The organism is Sphingobacteriaceae bacterium (assembly GCA_002319075.1).
Classification (GTDB): Bacteria; Bacteroidota; Bacteroidia; order B-17B0; family Aurantibacillaceae; genus Aurantibacillus.
On sequence record NVQB01000001.1, the window covers coordinates 949927 to 965406 of the forward strand.

The window sequence follows — 15480 nt, forward strand, 5'->3', positions numbered from 1 at the left end:
AAGAAATTATGGAACTATTAAGATTTTTTACGGCAGGAAATGTCGACGATGGAAAAAGTACACTTATAGGAAGACTGCTCTACGACAGCGATTCCGTATCCACCGACATTCTTGAAACGTTAACCAAACAAAGTAAAATAACAGGGCCACATGCCGACATAGATTTGGCTTTGTTAACGGATGGTTTACGCGCAGAACGTGAACAGGGCATCACCATTGATGTTGCCTATAAATATTTCACTACCGGCAAACGTAAATTCATAATCGCCGATACACCCGGACATGTGCAATACACCAGAAACATGTTTACCGGAGCCTCCAATGCGAACCTGGCAATTATACTTGTTGACGCACGTCATGGCATTACCGACCAAACAAAACGCCATTCTATACTTTCAGCGATACTTGGAGTTCCTCATGTTTTGGTCTGCATTAATAAAATGGATCTTGTTAATTATTCAGAGGCTACCTTTAAACAAATAGAATCAGAGTACATACTCTTCGCGAAAAATCTTGGATTAAAAACAGTTTCTTTTATTCCAGCCAGTGCTTTGGCAGGAGATAACGTGGTAAAAAAATCAAAAGAGATGCCCTGGTACAAAGGCCCTGCCCTACTCGACTTTTTAGAGACCGTAGAAATCACAGAAGTAGAAAGATCTTCAGCAGCGCGTTTCCAGGTGCAATATGTTATTCGTCCCCAAACAGAAACACTGCACGATTACAGGGGCTTCGCGGGGAGGGTTTCCGGCGGCTCCTACCAAAAAGGTCAGCGCGTAAAAGTTTTACCATCAGGGATAGAAACAGAAATTGAAAAAATAGAAATTCATCAGCAGGAAGTAGACGCTGCTGAAACAAATAGTTCGGTGGTAGTACATCTTAAAGATGATGTGGATGTAAGCAGAGGTAACTCCATCGTTTCGCTTGACAAACTGCCACAAACAGCCAAAGAGTTCACTGCCACCGTTTGTTGGATGGATCACAGCGCTTTTATTCCCGGTCAGAAATTTTTATTGCAACAAAATAGTTTTCGCAGCAAGGCGATTATTAAAGAAGTAATAAGCAAAATAGATATTCATTCTTTTAACGAATACACAGGCGACCTTTCGTTAAAACTGAATGACATTGGAAAAATCCTTATTAAAACTGCCGAACCAGTAAGTTTTGATTCTTATGTTGAAAACAGGAACACCGGATCTTTTATTTTAATAAATGAAGCGACAAATAACACCGTTGCTGCGGGAACAATTAACTAAACCCTTATTTTAAAAAAATTGCCAGCTGAATCTTTAAAGTAGTTTCAGATACTGGTTTAGAAAGAAAAGCCATAGGAAAAGTTGTTTTTGCTTTATTTAAAGTTGCATGATCCGAATGCCCGCTGAGATAAATAACAGGGATCGGTTTTGTTTTTTGAATTTCAGAAATGATATCGATTCCGTTTAAGCCATTGCCTAAAAAAACATCCATTAAAACAAGATCGTAATTTTTCGCTTTAAGAGACGCTATCCCCTCTTCAATACTTTCGGCAATCTCCACATTTTTATAACCAAGATGCTCCAGCAATTCACAAACGCTTGTGGAAATTATAAGCTCATCTTCTATTATTAAAATCTTTTCCAGTCCCGTCATTAGCTATATGTAAGTTAAGTCTAAATTATGGTAAAGCAACTCAACAAAAAATTCTAAATAGAAGGATTTTTACAATTAGTGGGATTCAGGTAACACGGATCCTGAAAGCTCCAGGTTATTTCCGTAAACAATTGTGGTTAATTCCGGAACACTTTCAATAATGCCAAACTCTTTCAGACGCCACAGAATAAGCCTGAGCTCTGCTTCCGGTATGTCGGGATGGTAAGCATACTCCAGCTCTTTAAACCACTGTTCAGCGTCTTCTTTTTTAATTCCATACCGCTCAACAATAAGATCTGGAGCCTTCGGATTATTTTTCAGATCGCTGCAACTTTTATTTATAACATCAAGAATAACATTCAAAGCATTTTCGTTTTCCAGGATAAACTTGTCGCTTGCGGCAATTACAAAACATGGCCAGGGTGTATTGCATTCTCCTATCATACGAAACTCTCCATTATCAACGAAGGGCTTTGTCATAAATTTTTCCCACATAAAGATTTGTGCGGAGTCTTCCGCCAGGGCCTTACGAGCGCCATCTATAGTGTCAACTATAACAAAATCTTCCTTTCCGATTTTTAAAGCGTGATTACTGGCATTTACGAAAGCCATTAAATGAGAGCCGGAACCAAAACGACTGATTGCGTATTTTTTTCCTTCAATCTCTTTTATCGATTTAATAGTGCTTTTTGCATTTACAAAAATACCCCATCGCAAAGGTGAGTTAACATAAAACTGAATGATCTTGCTTGGATTTCCTGCTACAATATCCTTTATAATTCCTTCGGTTAGCGCTATAGCAATATCAAACTCATCGTTCTTCAAAGCTTTGCACATTGTTCCTGTACCCCCCGGAACGTCCACCCATTGAATAGCGATATTATTTCTCGAAAAAGCACCTTCCTCTATGGCCAGATGCCATGCAAGATTAAAATGTTCAGGAACACCACCAACACGTACATTTATCATATCGTAAAAGTATCGTTTCTCTGATATTTTGCAGACTCTAAGTCTAGCACAGCTTTATTCTTAACACTTTTTAAATCTGTTTTGATCTTCAAATGCCCTGACGAATTAAATTCTTTGACAAAATAAAAAAGCCAGAGTAAAACTCTGACTTTTTAAAGGAATAATTACTTTTATGTTTAATCTGCAAAAATTTCTGAATCACTCACACACTGGCATTTAGGTGTCGGTTTCGGATTCATGATCATATCCATAGGTTTCATGGTTTTAGTTTCTTTGTCAAACTTTAAGTTAAAGCGCACTTCTGATTTCACCGCTACACCACTTTTTACCGCAGCATTCCATGGGTTCATTCCTTTTAAAACTTCCTGTACTTTTAAATTAAACGCCTCTTCCTGACCAGTAACTATTACTTTTTTTATGGTGCCATCAAAGTTAATCTGAAGTCTAACGTTGGCTATCCAATTCTTAGCTTTTTTTCTTTCTTTTTTAGTTAAAGGAAAATTTGTTTTAAAGAACTCATGAAGATCTTCATCTCCAAAACCATAACAGGCAGGTCTGCATGCTTTTGGATCTTTAGCCCGGCGTGGTTTTGTAGATGCCACTTTTTTCTTAGGAGCAGGTTTCACAACTTCTTCTTCAACAGGTGCTTCTTCTACCGGAGCTTTGGTAGCTACTGGCTCTTCAACAGTTTTTGCAGGTGGAGGTGTAGCAACAGGTGCCGTTTTTTCTACCGGAGGCGGAACTTCTTTTGTTTTTACTGCTGTTCTATCAGGAGGAGCAACCTCTTTTTCAGCTACAGGTTTCGCTTCTTCTACTTTGGCAGTTTTGGCGGGAGCAGCCGGGGCCGGCGTTACCGCTACATTTGTTTTTGCAGCAGGAGGAGCTTCAACAGGCTTTGCAGCCTCCGCCACTTTTGGAACTTCACCGTTCACATAAACATAAAAGCCCTGACTTTGTTTAAACGCTTCTGCATCACCTCCAACTTTACACTGACACACATTTTTATAAGTAGTGCTAAACTGAAATAATTCAGGGTAAGTCATTAAGAGATTTTCCCAGCGCTCACGATTAGCTTCTTCTCTCTCGGCAAGATCTGAAGATTCCGTTTCAGAAAACACAAGTACGATCTCCGTTACCTCAGCGGTAAGTATAGCGTCTGCCTGAGGTGTTTTGTTAAGACCTGAATTACCGCGTTTTGATTTTACAATGACGTAATTTTTTCCTGCCGGCTTATAAATAGTCTTCACCGAATCGGGTTCAAATTCCATTTCATCAAAAGATGGCGCCTGTGAAGCCATTGGAAAAGAGATTGCTAAAAGAACTAAAGCCAGAATGGATTTAATAAATGGTATAATTTTTTTCATACGGTTTGTTGTTGTATTGGAGACTTGGTTTGTGTCTGATGTATTTAACAGCGTAATATTAAAAAAATATTCCTGAAAAACTAAGTCTTACTAAATTAAATTAGAACAAGCTGAGCCTCATTCTTTTTATAACTGCATTTAAATTGTCAAAATGAGCATCTTTTAATTTCTGATCCGGAAAGATTGTCTCCTTTGATTTGTATCAATGTTAAATACCTGACAAAAATCAGTATGGACGTTTATTTGATAGTAGCTTAGTATGATAGATGATTTTTCAAAAACGGTGATCGAAGCTATTGACAAGGTCAAAACTTCGGTTGTAAAAATAGAATGTTATGCTCTTCAAAACAACCTTGAAACCATAACCGGCACTGGTTCCGGCTTTCTCTTCTCTTCAGATGGCTATTTGTTTACCAACAGTCATGTGATACATCATGCAAAAACAATTAAGGTGGTAATGTTTGATGGAACCCGGCATAATGCAACACTTATTGGTGAAGACCCCATGAACGACCTGGCTATTCTTAAAATTTCGGCAGCTGATTTTACCCCGGCAAAATTGGGAGAGCCCTCAGGTTTAAAAATCGGGCAGCTGGTTATAGCCATTGGAAACCCTTTGGGATTTCAGCACACGGTAACTTCCGGCATTATAAGCGCCTTGGGAAGAACAATGACAACCCAGGCTGGGAACACCATGGACAGCATGATTCAAACAGATGCTGCTTTAAATCCGGGAAATTCTGGCGGCCCTCTTGTTAACGGAGCAGGGGAAGTGATTGGCGTTAATACTGCCATGATTAACGGGGCGCAAAATATATGCTTTGCCATAAGCATAGATACGGCAAAGGAAATCGCCTATCAGCTGATTCGCTATGGAAAAGTAAAACGTGCTTTTCTCGGAATAGCGATGCAGCAAGTTGATCTGGTTCCCAAACTGAGAGCCGTAAATGAACTAAAAAATAAAAGCGCCTTGTTTATCACTCAGGTTACAAAGAATAGTCCTGCCGCCAGGGCTGGTATTATTGACGGAGACATTCTCTATTCCTTTAACGACAAGCTTATTGAAACCTCAGACGACCTCTTTAAAGAACTAACGGAAGATAAGATCGGGTCTTTTCAGTTTGTAAACGTAATTCGCAATACATCAAAACTGGAATTTAAAGTCACACCTGCCGAGAAAAATTAAGGTATTCATTTAATTATTCACTGGCACAGGTTTTGCGGACGTTGAGTATATCTCACACCGATGAAAAAAATATTCTTTATTGACGACGACGCCGATGACCGCTTTATTTTTAAAGCTGCCTTAAATGAAATTGATTTAACGTTTGACTATGCGGAAGCTCGCGATGGACAAGAAGCATTAGAAATGATTGCCGACCCTTCTTTTACGGTACCTGATATTATCTTTGTAGATCTTAATATGCCGCGCGTTACAGGATTAGAATTTGTCATCCGTATGAAGAAAATCGCTGCTTACTCCTCTATTCCAACCTATATTTACACAACTTCAGGCTCAGCAAATGAACGGGTAAATTGTATTACCGCCGGGGCAACGGGTTATATCATTAAACATGCAAAAAGTGCTGACCTCGTTAAAGAACTCGACCATATCATTTCGAAATTTAAGATCTCGGTTTAACCACTACTCTGAATAAGCTACTATTTCCTGCTACCGCATCCCGTTTCAGGGGTAGTCGGGAAATTGCTATATTTATGGGAGTATGGGTCTTAAGACGCTTATTGCCATTTTTGCATTTGTTCTAATTTCCGGTGAGAGCTTCTCTCAGGATTATTTTTCTTATGGAGCAAGCAATTTCGCTGGCATCAACCAGATTTTTTCCAATCCTGCTGCTGCGGCAGATAACCGTATAAAACTGGATGTTGTTTTAACCGGACTTGATTTTACTTTTAATAATTCCTGGTTTAACATCAACCGTGCTGCATTAAAGTACAAGAACGGCAGCTTTCCGGATACATGGCAAAATGTAACGCCGAGAGTTCCGGATAACATGTATAAAAATTTTAATTTTCTTAAATCTACCCAAACACATTCAGTGCTGCTTGAAAATAGAATTTTACTACCCTCCGTTCTTTTCCAGATAAATTCTAAAAATTCAATTGCATTTACCTGGAGTGTGAGACAAATGCTGAATGTGGATGGTATCAGTGAACAGCTGGCTTATCTTTTTGAAAACGAATTTGATCTGAATGCCACACAAAACAACCGCGTTCAAAATAAAAATCTCGCGGCAACCCAAATGAGCTGGGCAGAATACGGCTTCACCTATGCACGTGTTCTCAAAAACAAAAACAAACACTTTTTAAAAGCAGGAATTACACCTAAAATTTTACAAGGATTGGAAAGTGGTTACCTGCGCATAAACGACCTCGATTTTCTTTTAAGCAGCAAGGATACAAACAGCTATTTTAATGCTACTATTTCTTATGCTCACTCAGACAATTTTAATTCACCCACAAAAAACGGACAGAGTGTTACCGACTTTTACCGCGGTGTATCTAAACTACAGCTGGGATTAGATTTAGGCATTATATACGAATGGCGCCCCGACTTTCAAAAATATAAATACAAACCCGATGGTAAAAAATATGCCTGGAGAAAAGACCTCAATAAATACAAAATAAAATTCGGAGCTTCTTTAGTGGATGTTGGTAAAATAAAATTCGATAAAAAAGGAACCAACTACGACCTAAACCTTGCTTTAAGAAGAGACAATGTTACAAAATACACTACAGCGTCTGATTTTAACATGGTGGATTCGTTTCTCGTAGCAGACTTTTCCCGGGCAAATGGTAAGACAACCGATTATTCAATTATGCTACCCACAGCTTTGAATACGCAAATAGATTATTCTTTCAATAAGCTTTTCTATTTAAATTTCAGCACCCACCTCACCAATTTCAGAAAACAAAGCACCTACAATGTTTACAGAATTCATAATTATAGCAGCCTTTGCCTGGCACCTCGCATAGAGCAGTATTGGTTCGATGTTTCTGTTCCTTTCACGTACAATGTTCTTTCAGCAGAAAATCATAAATACATAACAGCGGGTTTAAATCTTCGGGCAGGCCCTTTGAGTATTGGAACCAACAACATTATGCCACTTATCAGGGGCGATATTTGGTCCTTCAATTTCTACGCAATTCTAAAAGTTTCTATCCCTTACAAATCTATTAAAGATCAGGATGGCGACGGGGTGCGCGACGATAAAGATCTTTGCCCGGATGTGCCAGGAGAAATTTCCTTAAACGGTTGTCCGGATGCAGATCACGATAATATTGCAGATAAAGAGGATGCCTGTCCGCATCAATTTGGTATCAAAGCTTTCAGAGGTTGTCCTGACACGGATAATGATGGCGTTACAGATGGTCAGGATAAATGTCCATTTGACAAAGGAAGCCCGGCAATGAAAGGTTGCCCCGATACCGACAACGATTTGATTCCTGATAAGGAAGATGCTTGCCCGGATGTGGCAGGATTAAAGGAATTTAAAGGATGCCCTGATACCGACAAGGATGGCATCGTAGATAAAGAAGATCTTTGTCCCAATGTAAAAGGTTTAGCTAAGTACAAAGGGTGTTTAGATACAGACAATGATCAGGTACACGACGGAGTTGACGAGTGCATTTCCGCAGCTGGTCCGGCTGATAATAAAGGATGTCCATGGCCGGATACGGATAAAGATGGAATAACTGACAGATTAGATTCTTGCCTCACAACTCCTGGAATTGCGGAATTAAAGGGATGCCCCGCGCCGGTAAAATTGGCAGCTGCAGAAAAAAAGATTTTACAAAAAGCGTTTTCAAGTCTCGAATTCGAAAGTGGAAAGGACATTATCAAAACCACTTCACTGCCTTCCTTAAATGCCTTGGCAAAACTTCTTGTTAACCATAAGGGAGATTGGATGTTGAAACTGAGCGGACATACCGATAATGAAGGATCTGAATCCAACAATTTAATTCTATCCGAAAACCGCTCCAGGGCGGTGCAAACTTACCTGATTAAAAAAGGCGCGCCTCAGGAAAATATTCTGACAGAGTGGTTTGGTCAAGGGCAGCCTATTGCTGATAATACAACAAGCGCTGGCCGCAAAAAAAATCGCCGCGTTGAAATGACCGTTTTGATGAAAGTGAATTGATTGAATAATCTTGCAAATTGATCCTGACTTAAAACAGAAACCTTTTCCAAAGTTTATTGCAGACTTCAGCAACTACTGTTTAATCAGCTTCTGATGAAAACTGCCTGCTTCATTCTCGATCAGTAAAAAATAAATACCCGGAATTAATTTTCTTAATTCTGTTTCATCCAGACTTTTCGTTTTCAAAATCAACCGCGATTCTATATCGAAAAATGTGTACGCGCTTTCTTTTCCGGCGTGTTGAGCACTTGTAAATAATTGCTCATGAAAAGGATTAGGAAAAACTTTAAAGCCGGCCTCATCTAAAGCAGAATTAGGAAGACCTGCTACCGTAAAATAATTATCACTGCCGTATACTATAGCCGTTGTTTGAGGCGGATTACCAATTAATTGATAGGTTGAGTAGCTGATGTTGAGAATGGGAAATTTTTTACCAGGAATGTAATAATTGTAGATGGTTTGATTAAACGTTCCTACTTGTGCGAAACTGGTACTCAAGGTTAAAATCTCTACACTTTTTAAGCGCAGAACATTCTGAAACGATGTGTTATTTGGAAAATTTACCGTCCCTTGCCCGTCAGCGCTGATCGTAATATTACCAATGCATGCGCCATTAATTGTATTGTATTTAAAAGTTCCACTCACAGGATCCGATAAATTATAACCATAAGCAACAGGATAAGTTGCTATGATAGCGGAATTTGTAAAAGTTAAACTTGCAGTAGACGAATAAGCTCCCAGTAATTCCGTTTGTTGCGGACTGCCGGTTGATTTGTAAAAAGAATACAGCACATCTCTGTGTTGCACATAAGAAGCCGAAGGATAATTGGAAGCACTTGGTGCAGCGCCCGGAGTAATGAAGGAATCTACAACAACAGGAAAAGCTCCGGTCAAAGCTGCGAAATTCCAGGTAACATTATTACCCGTTAAGCCATTAGGCATGCCCTGCGTAAAAGCACTGGTATCAAGACGGTAGTGACGATCAATGTCACCCACTACCGGTTCATTAAAACTTTGAGTCAAGGTTTGAGCATTTATTTTGGCAATACCGAGCAAGAGAAGAAGCGTGTAAATTTTTTTCATGCAGTGAGTTTTAATAAAAATTATCCAGTCTATTTACATTAAATATATAAAATTCTTTTAGCCCGGCAATCGGAATTGGTAATTTAACCAAGCTCTTTGGGAAAAACTTCCCCTGGTTTTTTTTTAACGTCCTGCTTTTCCCCTAAAAAAAGCGAAATTATAACACCTCTGTGCTGGCCCCAAATTGGAAGGTCTGAGCTTGTTCCCCAATCACCAATTTAAGTAGAGCTTAACTCAAACTATTAAACATGGTAAATGCTAAACAGTCTTCCATTTTTAGTGAATCAAAACTACTTCTACCTATAATTTAAACACTATACGCCATGGCAAAAAAAAACACAAGCCCGAAAGCTCCCGGGAAAAACGAAAATGAAAAAACAAAAAGTCTTGAGCAATTCACTGAAAATGGTGACGGTCAATTTTTAACCACCAACCAGGGTTTAAGGATCAATGACAATCAAAATTCTTTAAAGGCCGGAGAACGAGGCGCAACTCTGCTTGAAGATTTTATCCTGCGTGAAAAAATTACGCACTTTGATCATGAACGTATTCCTGAGCGCATTGTACACGCGCGTGGGTCTGCAGCGCACGGTTATTTTGAACTTTACAAAAGTATGAGTCAATATACCAAGGCCGGATTTTTAAACGATACTTCTGTAAAGACACCTGTATTTGTAAGATTCTCAACAGTTGCAGGATCTCGTGGCTCTAGCGACCTGGCAAGAGATGCACGCGGCTTTGCTGTTAAATTTTACACACAACAGGGCAATTACGATTTGGTTGGAAATAACATTCCTGTTTTTTTTATACAGGACGCTATGAAGTTTCCGGATCTTATTCATGCAGTTAAACCGGAGCCGGATAACGAAATGCCTCAAGCTGCTTCTGCGCATGATACATTTTGGGATTTTATTTCCGTTGTTCCTGAATCTATGCACATGATTATGTGGGTAATGAGCGACCGGGCTATTCCACGCAGTTACCGTATGATGGAGGGTTTTGGTGTCCATACTTTCCGTTTTATAAATGAACAAGGAAAATCCAGTTTTGTAAAATTTCACTGGAAGCCTGTTTTAGGCGTGCACTCGGTGGCATGGGACGAGGCTCAAAATATTTCCGGAAAAGATCCCGACTTTCACCGTCGCGATCTTTGGGAAGCTATTGAAAGTGGAAATTTTCCAGAGTATGAATTAGGTGTGCAAATTGTAGATGAAAAAGATGAATTCAAATATGGTTTCGACCTTTTAGATCCCACAAAATTAATTCCGGAAGAATTAGTACCGGTAACCATCGTTGGTAAAATGACTTTAAATCGCAACCCCGATAACTTTTTCGCAGAAACAGAACAAGTGGCTTTTCATCCCGGGCATTTAGTACCAGGAATCGATTTTTCCAATGATCCACTTTTACAGGGAAGATTATTTTCTTATACTGATACCCAGCTGTCAAGACTTGGCAGCCCTAACTTCCACGAAATTCCAATTAATCGTCCAATAGTGGATATTCACAATAATCAACGCGATGGACACATGCGCACGACAATCAACAAAGGAAAAACAAGTTACGATCCTAATACCATTGGCGGTGGTTGCCCGTTTCAGGCGATGATGAAAAATTTCGGATTCACTTCTTTCTTAGAACGTATTGACGCAAAAAAAATCCGCGGTCGCAGTAAAAGCTTTATCGACCATTTTAGTCAGGCAACTTTATTCTTTAACAGCCAGAGTGAATCAGAAAAAAATCATCTTATCAATGCCTTACGGTTTGAATTAGGAAAAGTTCAAGCCATAGAAATACGCCAGCGCATGGTAAATCTGCTAACCCAGGTAGATAAAACTTTAGCGAAAAAAGTAGCTGATGCTTTGGGACTCGTTCCCACATTACCTCAACAACCTATGAACCATAGCGTGCCCGCAGATGCCAATCCTGCAGACTACCAGTCGAAAAAAATAAAATCGTCGCTTGATAGTTCAGAAGCATTGAGCATGAAAAATACCCATAAAGAGTCTATTGCAACGAGGCGGGTAGCTTTTCTTGCGGCTGATGGCGTAGATGAAGCAGGTTTGAATGCTATGAAAAAAACTTTAGAGTCGAAAGGGGCAGTTGTAAAAATAATTGCGCCAAAATTAGGCAACCTCAAATCCGCCAGCGGTTCTGCAATTTCAGTGGATGAGAGCTTTTTACAAGCTGCCAGCGTTTGTTACGATGCAGTCTTTATTCCTGGCGGCAAAAAAAGCATCTTTAATCTGATGTCAGAAGCAGATGCGTTGCATTTTGTGAACGAAGCTTACAAACATTGCAAAGCCATAGCCGCTTCTCCCGATGCAAGTGATTTTTTAAACGGCACTTATATCGATACCGATAGAGAAGATGCCGGACTCATCACTAATTCCACTACTCCGGAAAAAGCTTTTGTAAAAGCCATTGCTCAACATAGATTCTGGGAAAGAGAAGTCGCACGTAAAGTTCCGGCCTAACTACCAATTTTTTGCAAGAGGGCTTTCGTCATGCAACGAAAGCCCTTTTTTTATGAATTATTCTTTTTACCTTTATCCTTAAAGTCTTGCAAATACAAACAGGACATGTAAAATGAGTAAACTTCAATTATTTATAACCGGTTTATCCGGATGGTTCCATATCTTTTTATTTCCGGTCCTTATAAGTTTTATGCTCAGTCTGCTGGTATACCTAACCATGCCGGCAGCTATTGGTGTGGCTTTAAGTCTTTTGCTTATTTTTATCGGCATGATCATTGGCGCTATTATGGCTACCCGCATTCTTCGGAGACGAGGTGCCGCCAGTTTCAGAGAACAAGAAATTAAACCTTCAGAAACCGAAAACAACTAAGTTTCCAGCATTTCGTTACGTTTGAAACACACAGAAGCATTAGAGGGGATAGAAAATGACAGCTTGCCTGGAGAATTGTATGATAATATCTCGCAAACGAATTATTTTCACCTGCACAATCGTCTGAAAAGTTAAAGATTGGATTTTATACTTGGCTCTCCATGTTTCGCCTGCGAAACATCCTATGTGACGCTAAATAAGCAGACGGCATATTATCTATGCTTCCGCTAGCCTCTCTGAACTATGTTTCTATGTGGTTAAAGTTTAAGATACACAGAAGCATTAGAGGGGAAAATTACAGCATGCCTGGAGAATTGTATGATAATATCTCGCAAACGAATTATTTTCACCTGCACAATCGTCTGAAAAGTTAAAGATTGGATTTTATACTTGGCTCTCCATGTTTCGCCTGCGAAACATCCTATGTGACGCTAAATAAGCAGACGGCATATTATCTATGCTTCCGCTAGCCTCTCTGAACTATGTTTCTATGTGGTTAAAATTTAAGACACCCATGAAAATGTCTTAAAATCAGAATCCAAACCATTCATTAATTTTTATGTATTGCTATAGTCTGTAGCAATTGCAAAGCGAAAAGACCCTTATCTTTAATCCGGTTTATGATAGATACAAAAACGCTGGTTGACGACACACTATTAAGAGAACTTTCCGTCGAAACCAGGAAAATTGGTTCAAGAGTATTGGTTAAAAGAGTAAACGAACATCCCGGTTATATGGCCGATATCATGGACATTATCATTCTTCCCTACTCTGATTTTTACAGAGCTAAATTCATGAACTTTTACAAGCTCTATAATCACAATGCCGTAAAGGCACTTAAAGAATTAAATGTTCTCTTTCCTTTTATTCCTGACTTTGAATTGGGCATTGGTTATATACTCAATATTTCCTCCGGTGACGAAGCCTCTTACCTGAGCAATAGCATTAAGATTAAAACAGAACTTGAATTTTAGTTCTACTTACGTATTTTCGGATTATAAGATTTTATGTCCCGAAAATTTTGACTTTTGATTTTTTCTTGCAATCACTTTATTTATGTCACTTCACCAAATCCTCCTATGAGAGCACCCTGCTGAAATTAGATTCAGGATGGATGATTTGATGTATTAAAATGTTTGGCAATAAGTCTTTCAAGAATTTCTTTTGTTAAAGGTTTGGTCACATAATCTGATACAAAATCCCAGGTTTTTGATTTCGCAATATCTGTTGGGTTTTGAGAAGTAGATAGCATAATGATAATTGCCCTTCCCTGCATGTCCTTATCCAGCCGCCCGTATTCATTTAAAAATTCCCAACCACTCATCACAGGCATATTAATATCGAGAAAAATTAGATCCGAAGTCGGATCGTTTTTATCCGTCAAATACTTTAAAGCTTTTTTTGCAGAATCCTGCACGATGACATTTTCAGCAAACTTATTTTCACGAATGGCTCGTTCATGAAAAAAATTATCATCTTCATCATCGTCTACCAGCATTATACAACCTATTTTGTCTATCATATTATTGATTTTGGTATGGTAAAATAAAACGTACTTCCTTTTTCAGGAACAGACTCTAGCCAAATTTCTCCATGATGAAGCTGTACTATTTTTTTGCAATTTGCTAAACCTATTCCACTACCCTGGTATTCCTTGTTTCCGTGCAGACGCTGAAAGATATCGAAGATCTTTTCGTAATAATCCTTGTCGATACCAATACCGTTATCGCTTACTGAAAACTGCCACTTATCTTTTTTATCCTTTGCCGTGATTTTAACTTTAGGTGTAGTCTCGCTCTTCTGGAATTTTATAGCATTGGTAATTAAATTTTGAAAAAGCTGATGCATTTCAGTTTCGTACATGCTGATTTCAGGCATCTCAGAAACCTCAATATGAGCCTCTGTACTTTTTATCAGTATTTCCAGATCCTCCAGAACATCCTGAATAACCTTGCCGCAATTTACGTCCGAAAGAATTTTATTGCTTCCCAATTGTGAAAAAGTTAACAGGGAAGTAATAAGCTGACTCATACGCTTGGTAGCACTATTTACAGAGGCCAGATACTTATGTCCCTCTTCATCAAACTTTGAAGCGTATTTTTCTTCGAACAAACGCATGTAGTTCGATACAGTTCTTAGTGGCTGTTGCAAATCATGAGAAGCGATATAGGCAAACTGTTCAAGCTCCTTATTCAACATGATCAGTTCGTTGGCGCGCTTTTCTTTTTCGTCGTTTTGAAAGGCAAGCTCCACATTGGCAATTGCAAGTTCAGCGGCACGTTTTCCCTTCTCTTCATTCTGGTAGGCCAATTCTTCATTCGCTATAACAAGTTCTGCCGAACGTTTGGCTTTTTCTTCGTTTTGAAAAGCAAGCTCCACATTGGCAATCCCAAGCTCTGCTGCACGTTTTTCCTTTTCATTATTCTGAAAAGCCAGTTCACGATTCGCAATTAATAATTCTGCCGAACGCTTGCCTTTTTCATCGTTTTGAAAAGCAAGTTCTTTATTTGCAACACCTAACTCTGCAGCGCGTTTTTCTTTTTCATCGTTCTGAAAAGCAAGTTCCTGGTTGGCAATTAATAATTCCGCAGACCGTTTTCCTTTTTCATTGTTCTGAAAAGCAAGTTCCTGGTTAGCCACCCCCAATTCAGCAGCACGTTTTTCCTTTTCATCATTCTGAAAAACTAATTCAGCATTAGCAACACCGAGTTCTGCCGCTCTCTTTTCTTTTTCATAATTTTGGAAAATTAGTTCGGTATTGGCAACGCTCAGCTCTGCAGCCCGCTTTTCCTTCTCTTCACTTTGAAAAGTGTGCTCTTTATTGGCAATGATTAATTCAGCGGCTCTCTTGGCTTTCTCCTGGTTCTGGTAAGCAAGTTCGATATTGGCTAATATAAGCTCCGCCGAACGTTTTCCTTTTTCTTCGTTCTGAAATAAAAGTTCTTTGTTGGCTAATAATAACTCTGCGGCACGCTTCTCCTTCTCGTCGCTTTGAAAAGCGAGTTCAATGTTGGCGATCACCAGCTCGTCGGCTCTTTTTCCTTTTTCTTTATTTTGAAAAGCAAGTTCTTTATTTGCTATAACGAGTTCGTCCGCGCGCTTTCCTTTTTCAAGATTCTGGAAAGCCAATTCTTTATTAGCTATAACCAGTTCAGCCAGCCATTTATTTTTTTCTTCTATTTGAAAAGCAAGTTCTTTATTCGCCTCTAATAACTCGGCTTCACGTTTTTCCTTCTCCGCCATTTCAAAAGCAAGGGTCTTACGGATCTGCAAAAGTTCTTCTAATTTTTCTTTGTCCATGATAGAGAGCATGCTTTAGTTAAATTTAGTGCGTAAACTAAATTGTAGTGTATACCAGCGCTCTTTGCGAAAATCTCTGTCGGAAGATGATTACGGAAGGTTAGTGCTTGTAAGATAAGGTTTTAAACCTT

Annotated in this window: 13 protein-coding genes; 7 read left to right on the forward strand and 6 right to left on the reverse strand. The window is 39.1% G+C overall.

Annotation, left to right across the window (positions count from 1 at the left end):
- The first annotated feature begins 8 nt into the window (after positions 1 to 8).
- Positions 9 to 1253 carry a sulfate adenylyltransferase gene (locus tag CNR22_04285; protein PBQ31019.1) on the forward strand — a complete coding sequence of 415 codons (1245 nt, stop codon included), beginning with the start codon at positions 9 to 11 and terminating at the stop codon, positions 1251 to 1253.
- A gap of 4 nt (positions 1254 to 1257) precedes the next feature.
- On the opposite strand, the gene CNR22_04290 is transcribed toward CNR22_04285, so the two are convergent.
- From CNR22_04290 to CNR22_04300, 3 genes are all read right to left on the reverse strand, one after another.
- Positions 1258 to 1626 (reverse strand): hypothetical protein, encoded by a 369-nt coding sequence (locus CNR22_04290; protein ID PBQ31020.1) that lies wholly within the window; start codon positions 1624 to 1626, stop codon positions 1258 to 1260.
- A 75-nt stretch (positions 1627 to 1701) separates the two neighbouring features.
- Positions 1702 to 2595 (reverse strand): ABC transporter substrate-binding protein, encoded by an 894-nt coding sequence (locus tag CNR22_04295; protein PBQ31021.1) that lies wholly within the window; start codon positions 2593 to 2595, stop codon positions 1702 to 1704.
- Positions 2596 to 2771: 176 nt separating this feature from the next.
- Entirely contained in the window at positions 2772 to 3893 is a 1122-nt protein-coding gene (locus CNR22_04300) for a hypothetical protein (protein PBQ31022.1), read from the reverse strand.
- A 328-nt stretch (positions 3894 to 4221) separates the two neighbouring features.
- Between CNR22_04300 and CNR22_04305 the strand changes: the two genes are divergently transcribed.
- The 3 genes from CNR22_04305 to CNR22_04315 all read left to right on the forward strand — a co-directional run bounded on the left by CNR22_04305 (position 4222) and on the right by CNR22_04315 (position 8119).
- Positions 4222 to 5145: a serine protease gene (locus tag CNR22_04305; protein PBQ34812.1), complete on the forward strand. Its 924-nt coding sequence runs from the start codon at positions 4222 to 4224 to the stop codon at positions 5143 to 5145.
- A gap of 60 nt (positions 5146 to 5205) precedes the next feature.
- Complete coding sequence (locus tag CNR22_04310; protein PBQ31023.1) at positions 5206 to 5601, forward strand: hypothetical protein; 396 nt, start codon at positions 5206 to 5208, stop codon at positions 5599 to 5601.
- An 82-nt stretch (positions 5602 to 5683) separates the two neighbouring features.
- A complete protein-coding gene (locus CNR22_04315) occupies positions 5684 to 8119 on the forward strand; it encodes a hypothetical protein (GenBank protein PBQ31024.1) in 2436 nt (811 codons plus the stop codon).
- 72 nt (positions 8120 to 8191) lie between these two features.
- Here the strand turns inward: CNR22_04315 and CNR22_04320 are convergent, their stop codons facing one another.
- Complete coding sequence (locus CNR22_04320; GenBank protein ID PBQ31025.1) at positions 8192 to 9202, reverse strand: hypothetical protein; 1011 nt, start codon at positions 9200 to 9202, stop codon at positions 8192 to 8194.
- Positions 9203 to 9525: 323 nt separating this feature from the next.
- Between CNR22_04320 and katE the strand changes: the two genes are divergently transcribed.
- The 3 genes from katE (at position 9526) to CNR22_04335 (ending at position 13023) form a co-directional block, all read left to right on the forward strand.
- Positions 9526 to 11679, forward strand: coding sequence for a catalase HPII (katE, locus tag CNR22_04325; protein ID PBQ31026.1), 2154 nt, complete (start codon positions 9526 to 9528; stop codon positions 11677 to 11679).
- A gap of 112 nt (positions 11680 to 11791) precedes the next feature.
- Positions 11792 to 12049, forward strand: coding sequence for a hypothetical protein (locus tag CNR22_04330; protein ID PBQ31027.1), 258 nt, complete (start codon positions 11792 to 11794; stop codon positions 12047 to 12049).
- A gap of 620 nt (positions 12050 to 12669) precedes the next feature.
- Positions 12670 to 13023 carry a hypothetical protein gene (locus CNR22_04335; GenBank protein PBQ31028.1) on the forward strand — a complete coding sequence of 118 codons (354 nt, stop codon included), beginning with the start codon at positions 12670 to 12672 and terminating at the stop codon, positions 13021 to 13023.
- A 131-nt stretch (positions 13024 to 13154) separates the two neighbouring features.
- On the opposite strand, the gene CNR22_04340 is transcribed toward CNR22_04335, so the two are convergent.
- Together CNR22_04340 and CNR22_04345 are read right to left on the reverse strand one after the other, a co-directional pair.
- Positions 13155 to 13571, reverse strand: coding sequence for a hypothetical protein (locus tag CNR22_04340; GenBank protein PBQ31029.1), 417 nt, complete (start codon positions 13569 to 13571; stop codon positions 13155 to 13157).
- A complete protein-coding gene (locus CNR22_04345; GenBank protein ID PBQ34813.1) occupies positions 13568 to 15292 on the reverse strand; it encodes a hypothetical protein in 1725 nt (574 codons plus the stop codon). The genes CNR22_04340 and CNR22_04345 overlap by 4 nt, the downstream gene beginning before the upstream one ends.
- Positions 15293 to 15480: the final 188 nt, after the last annotated feature.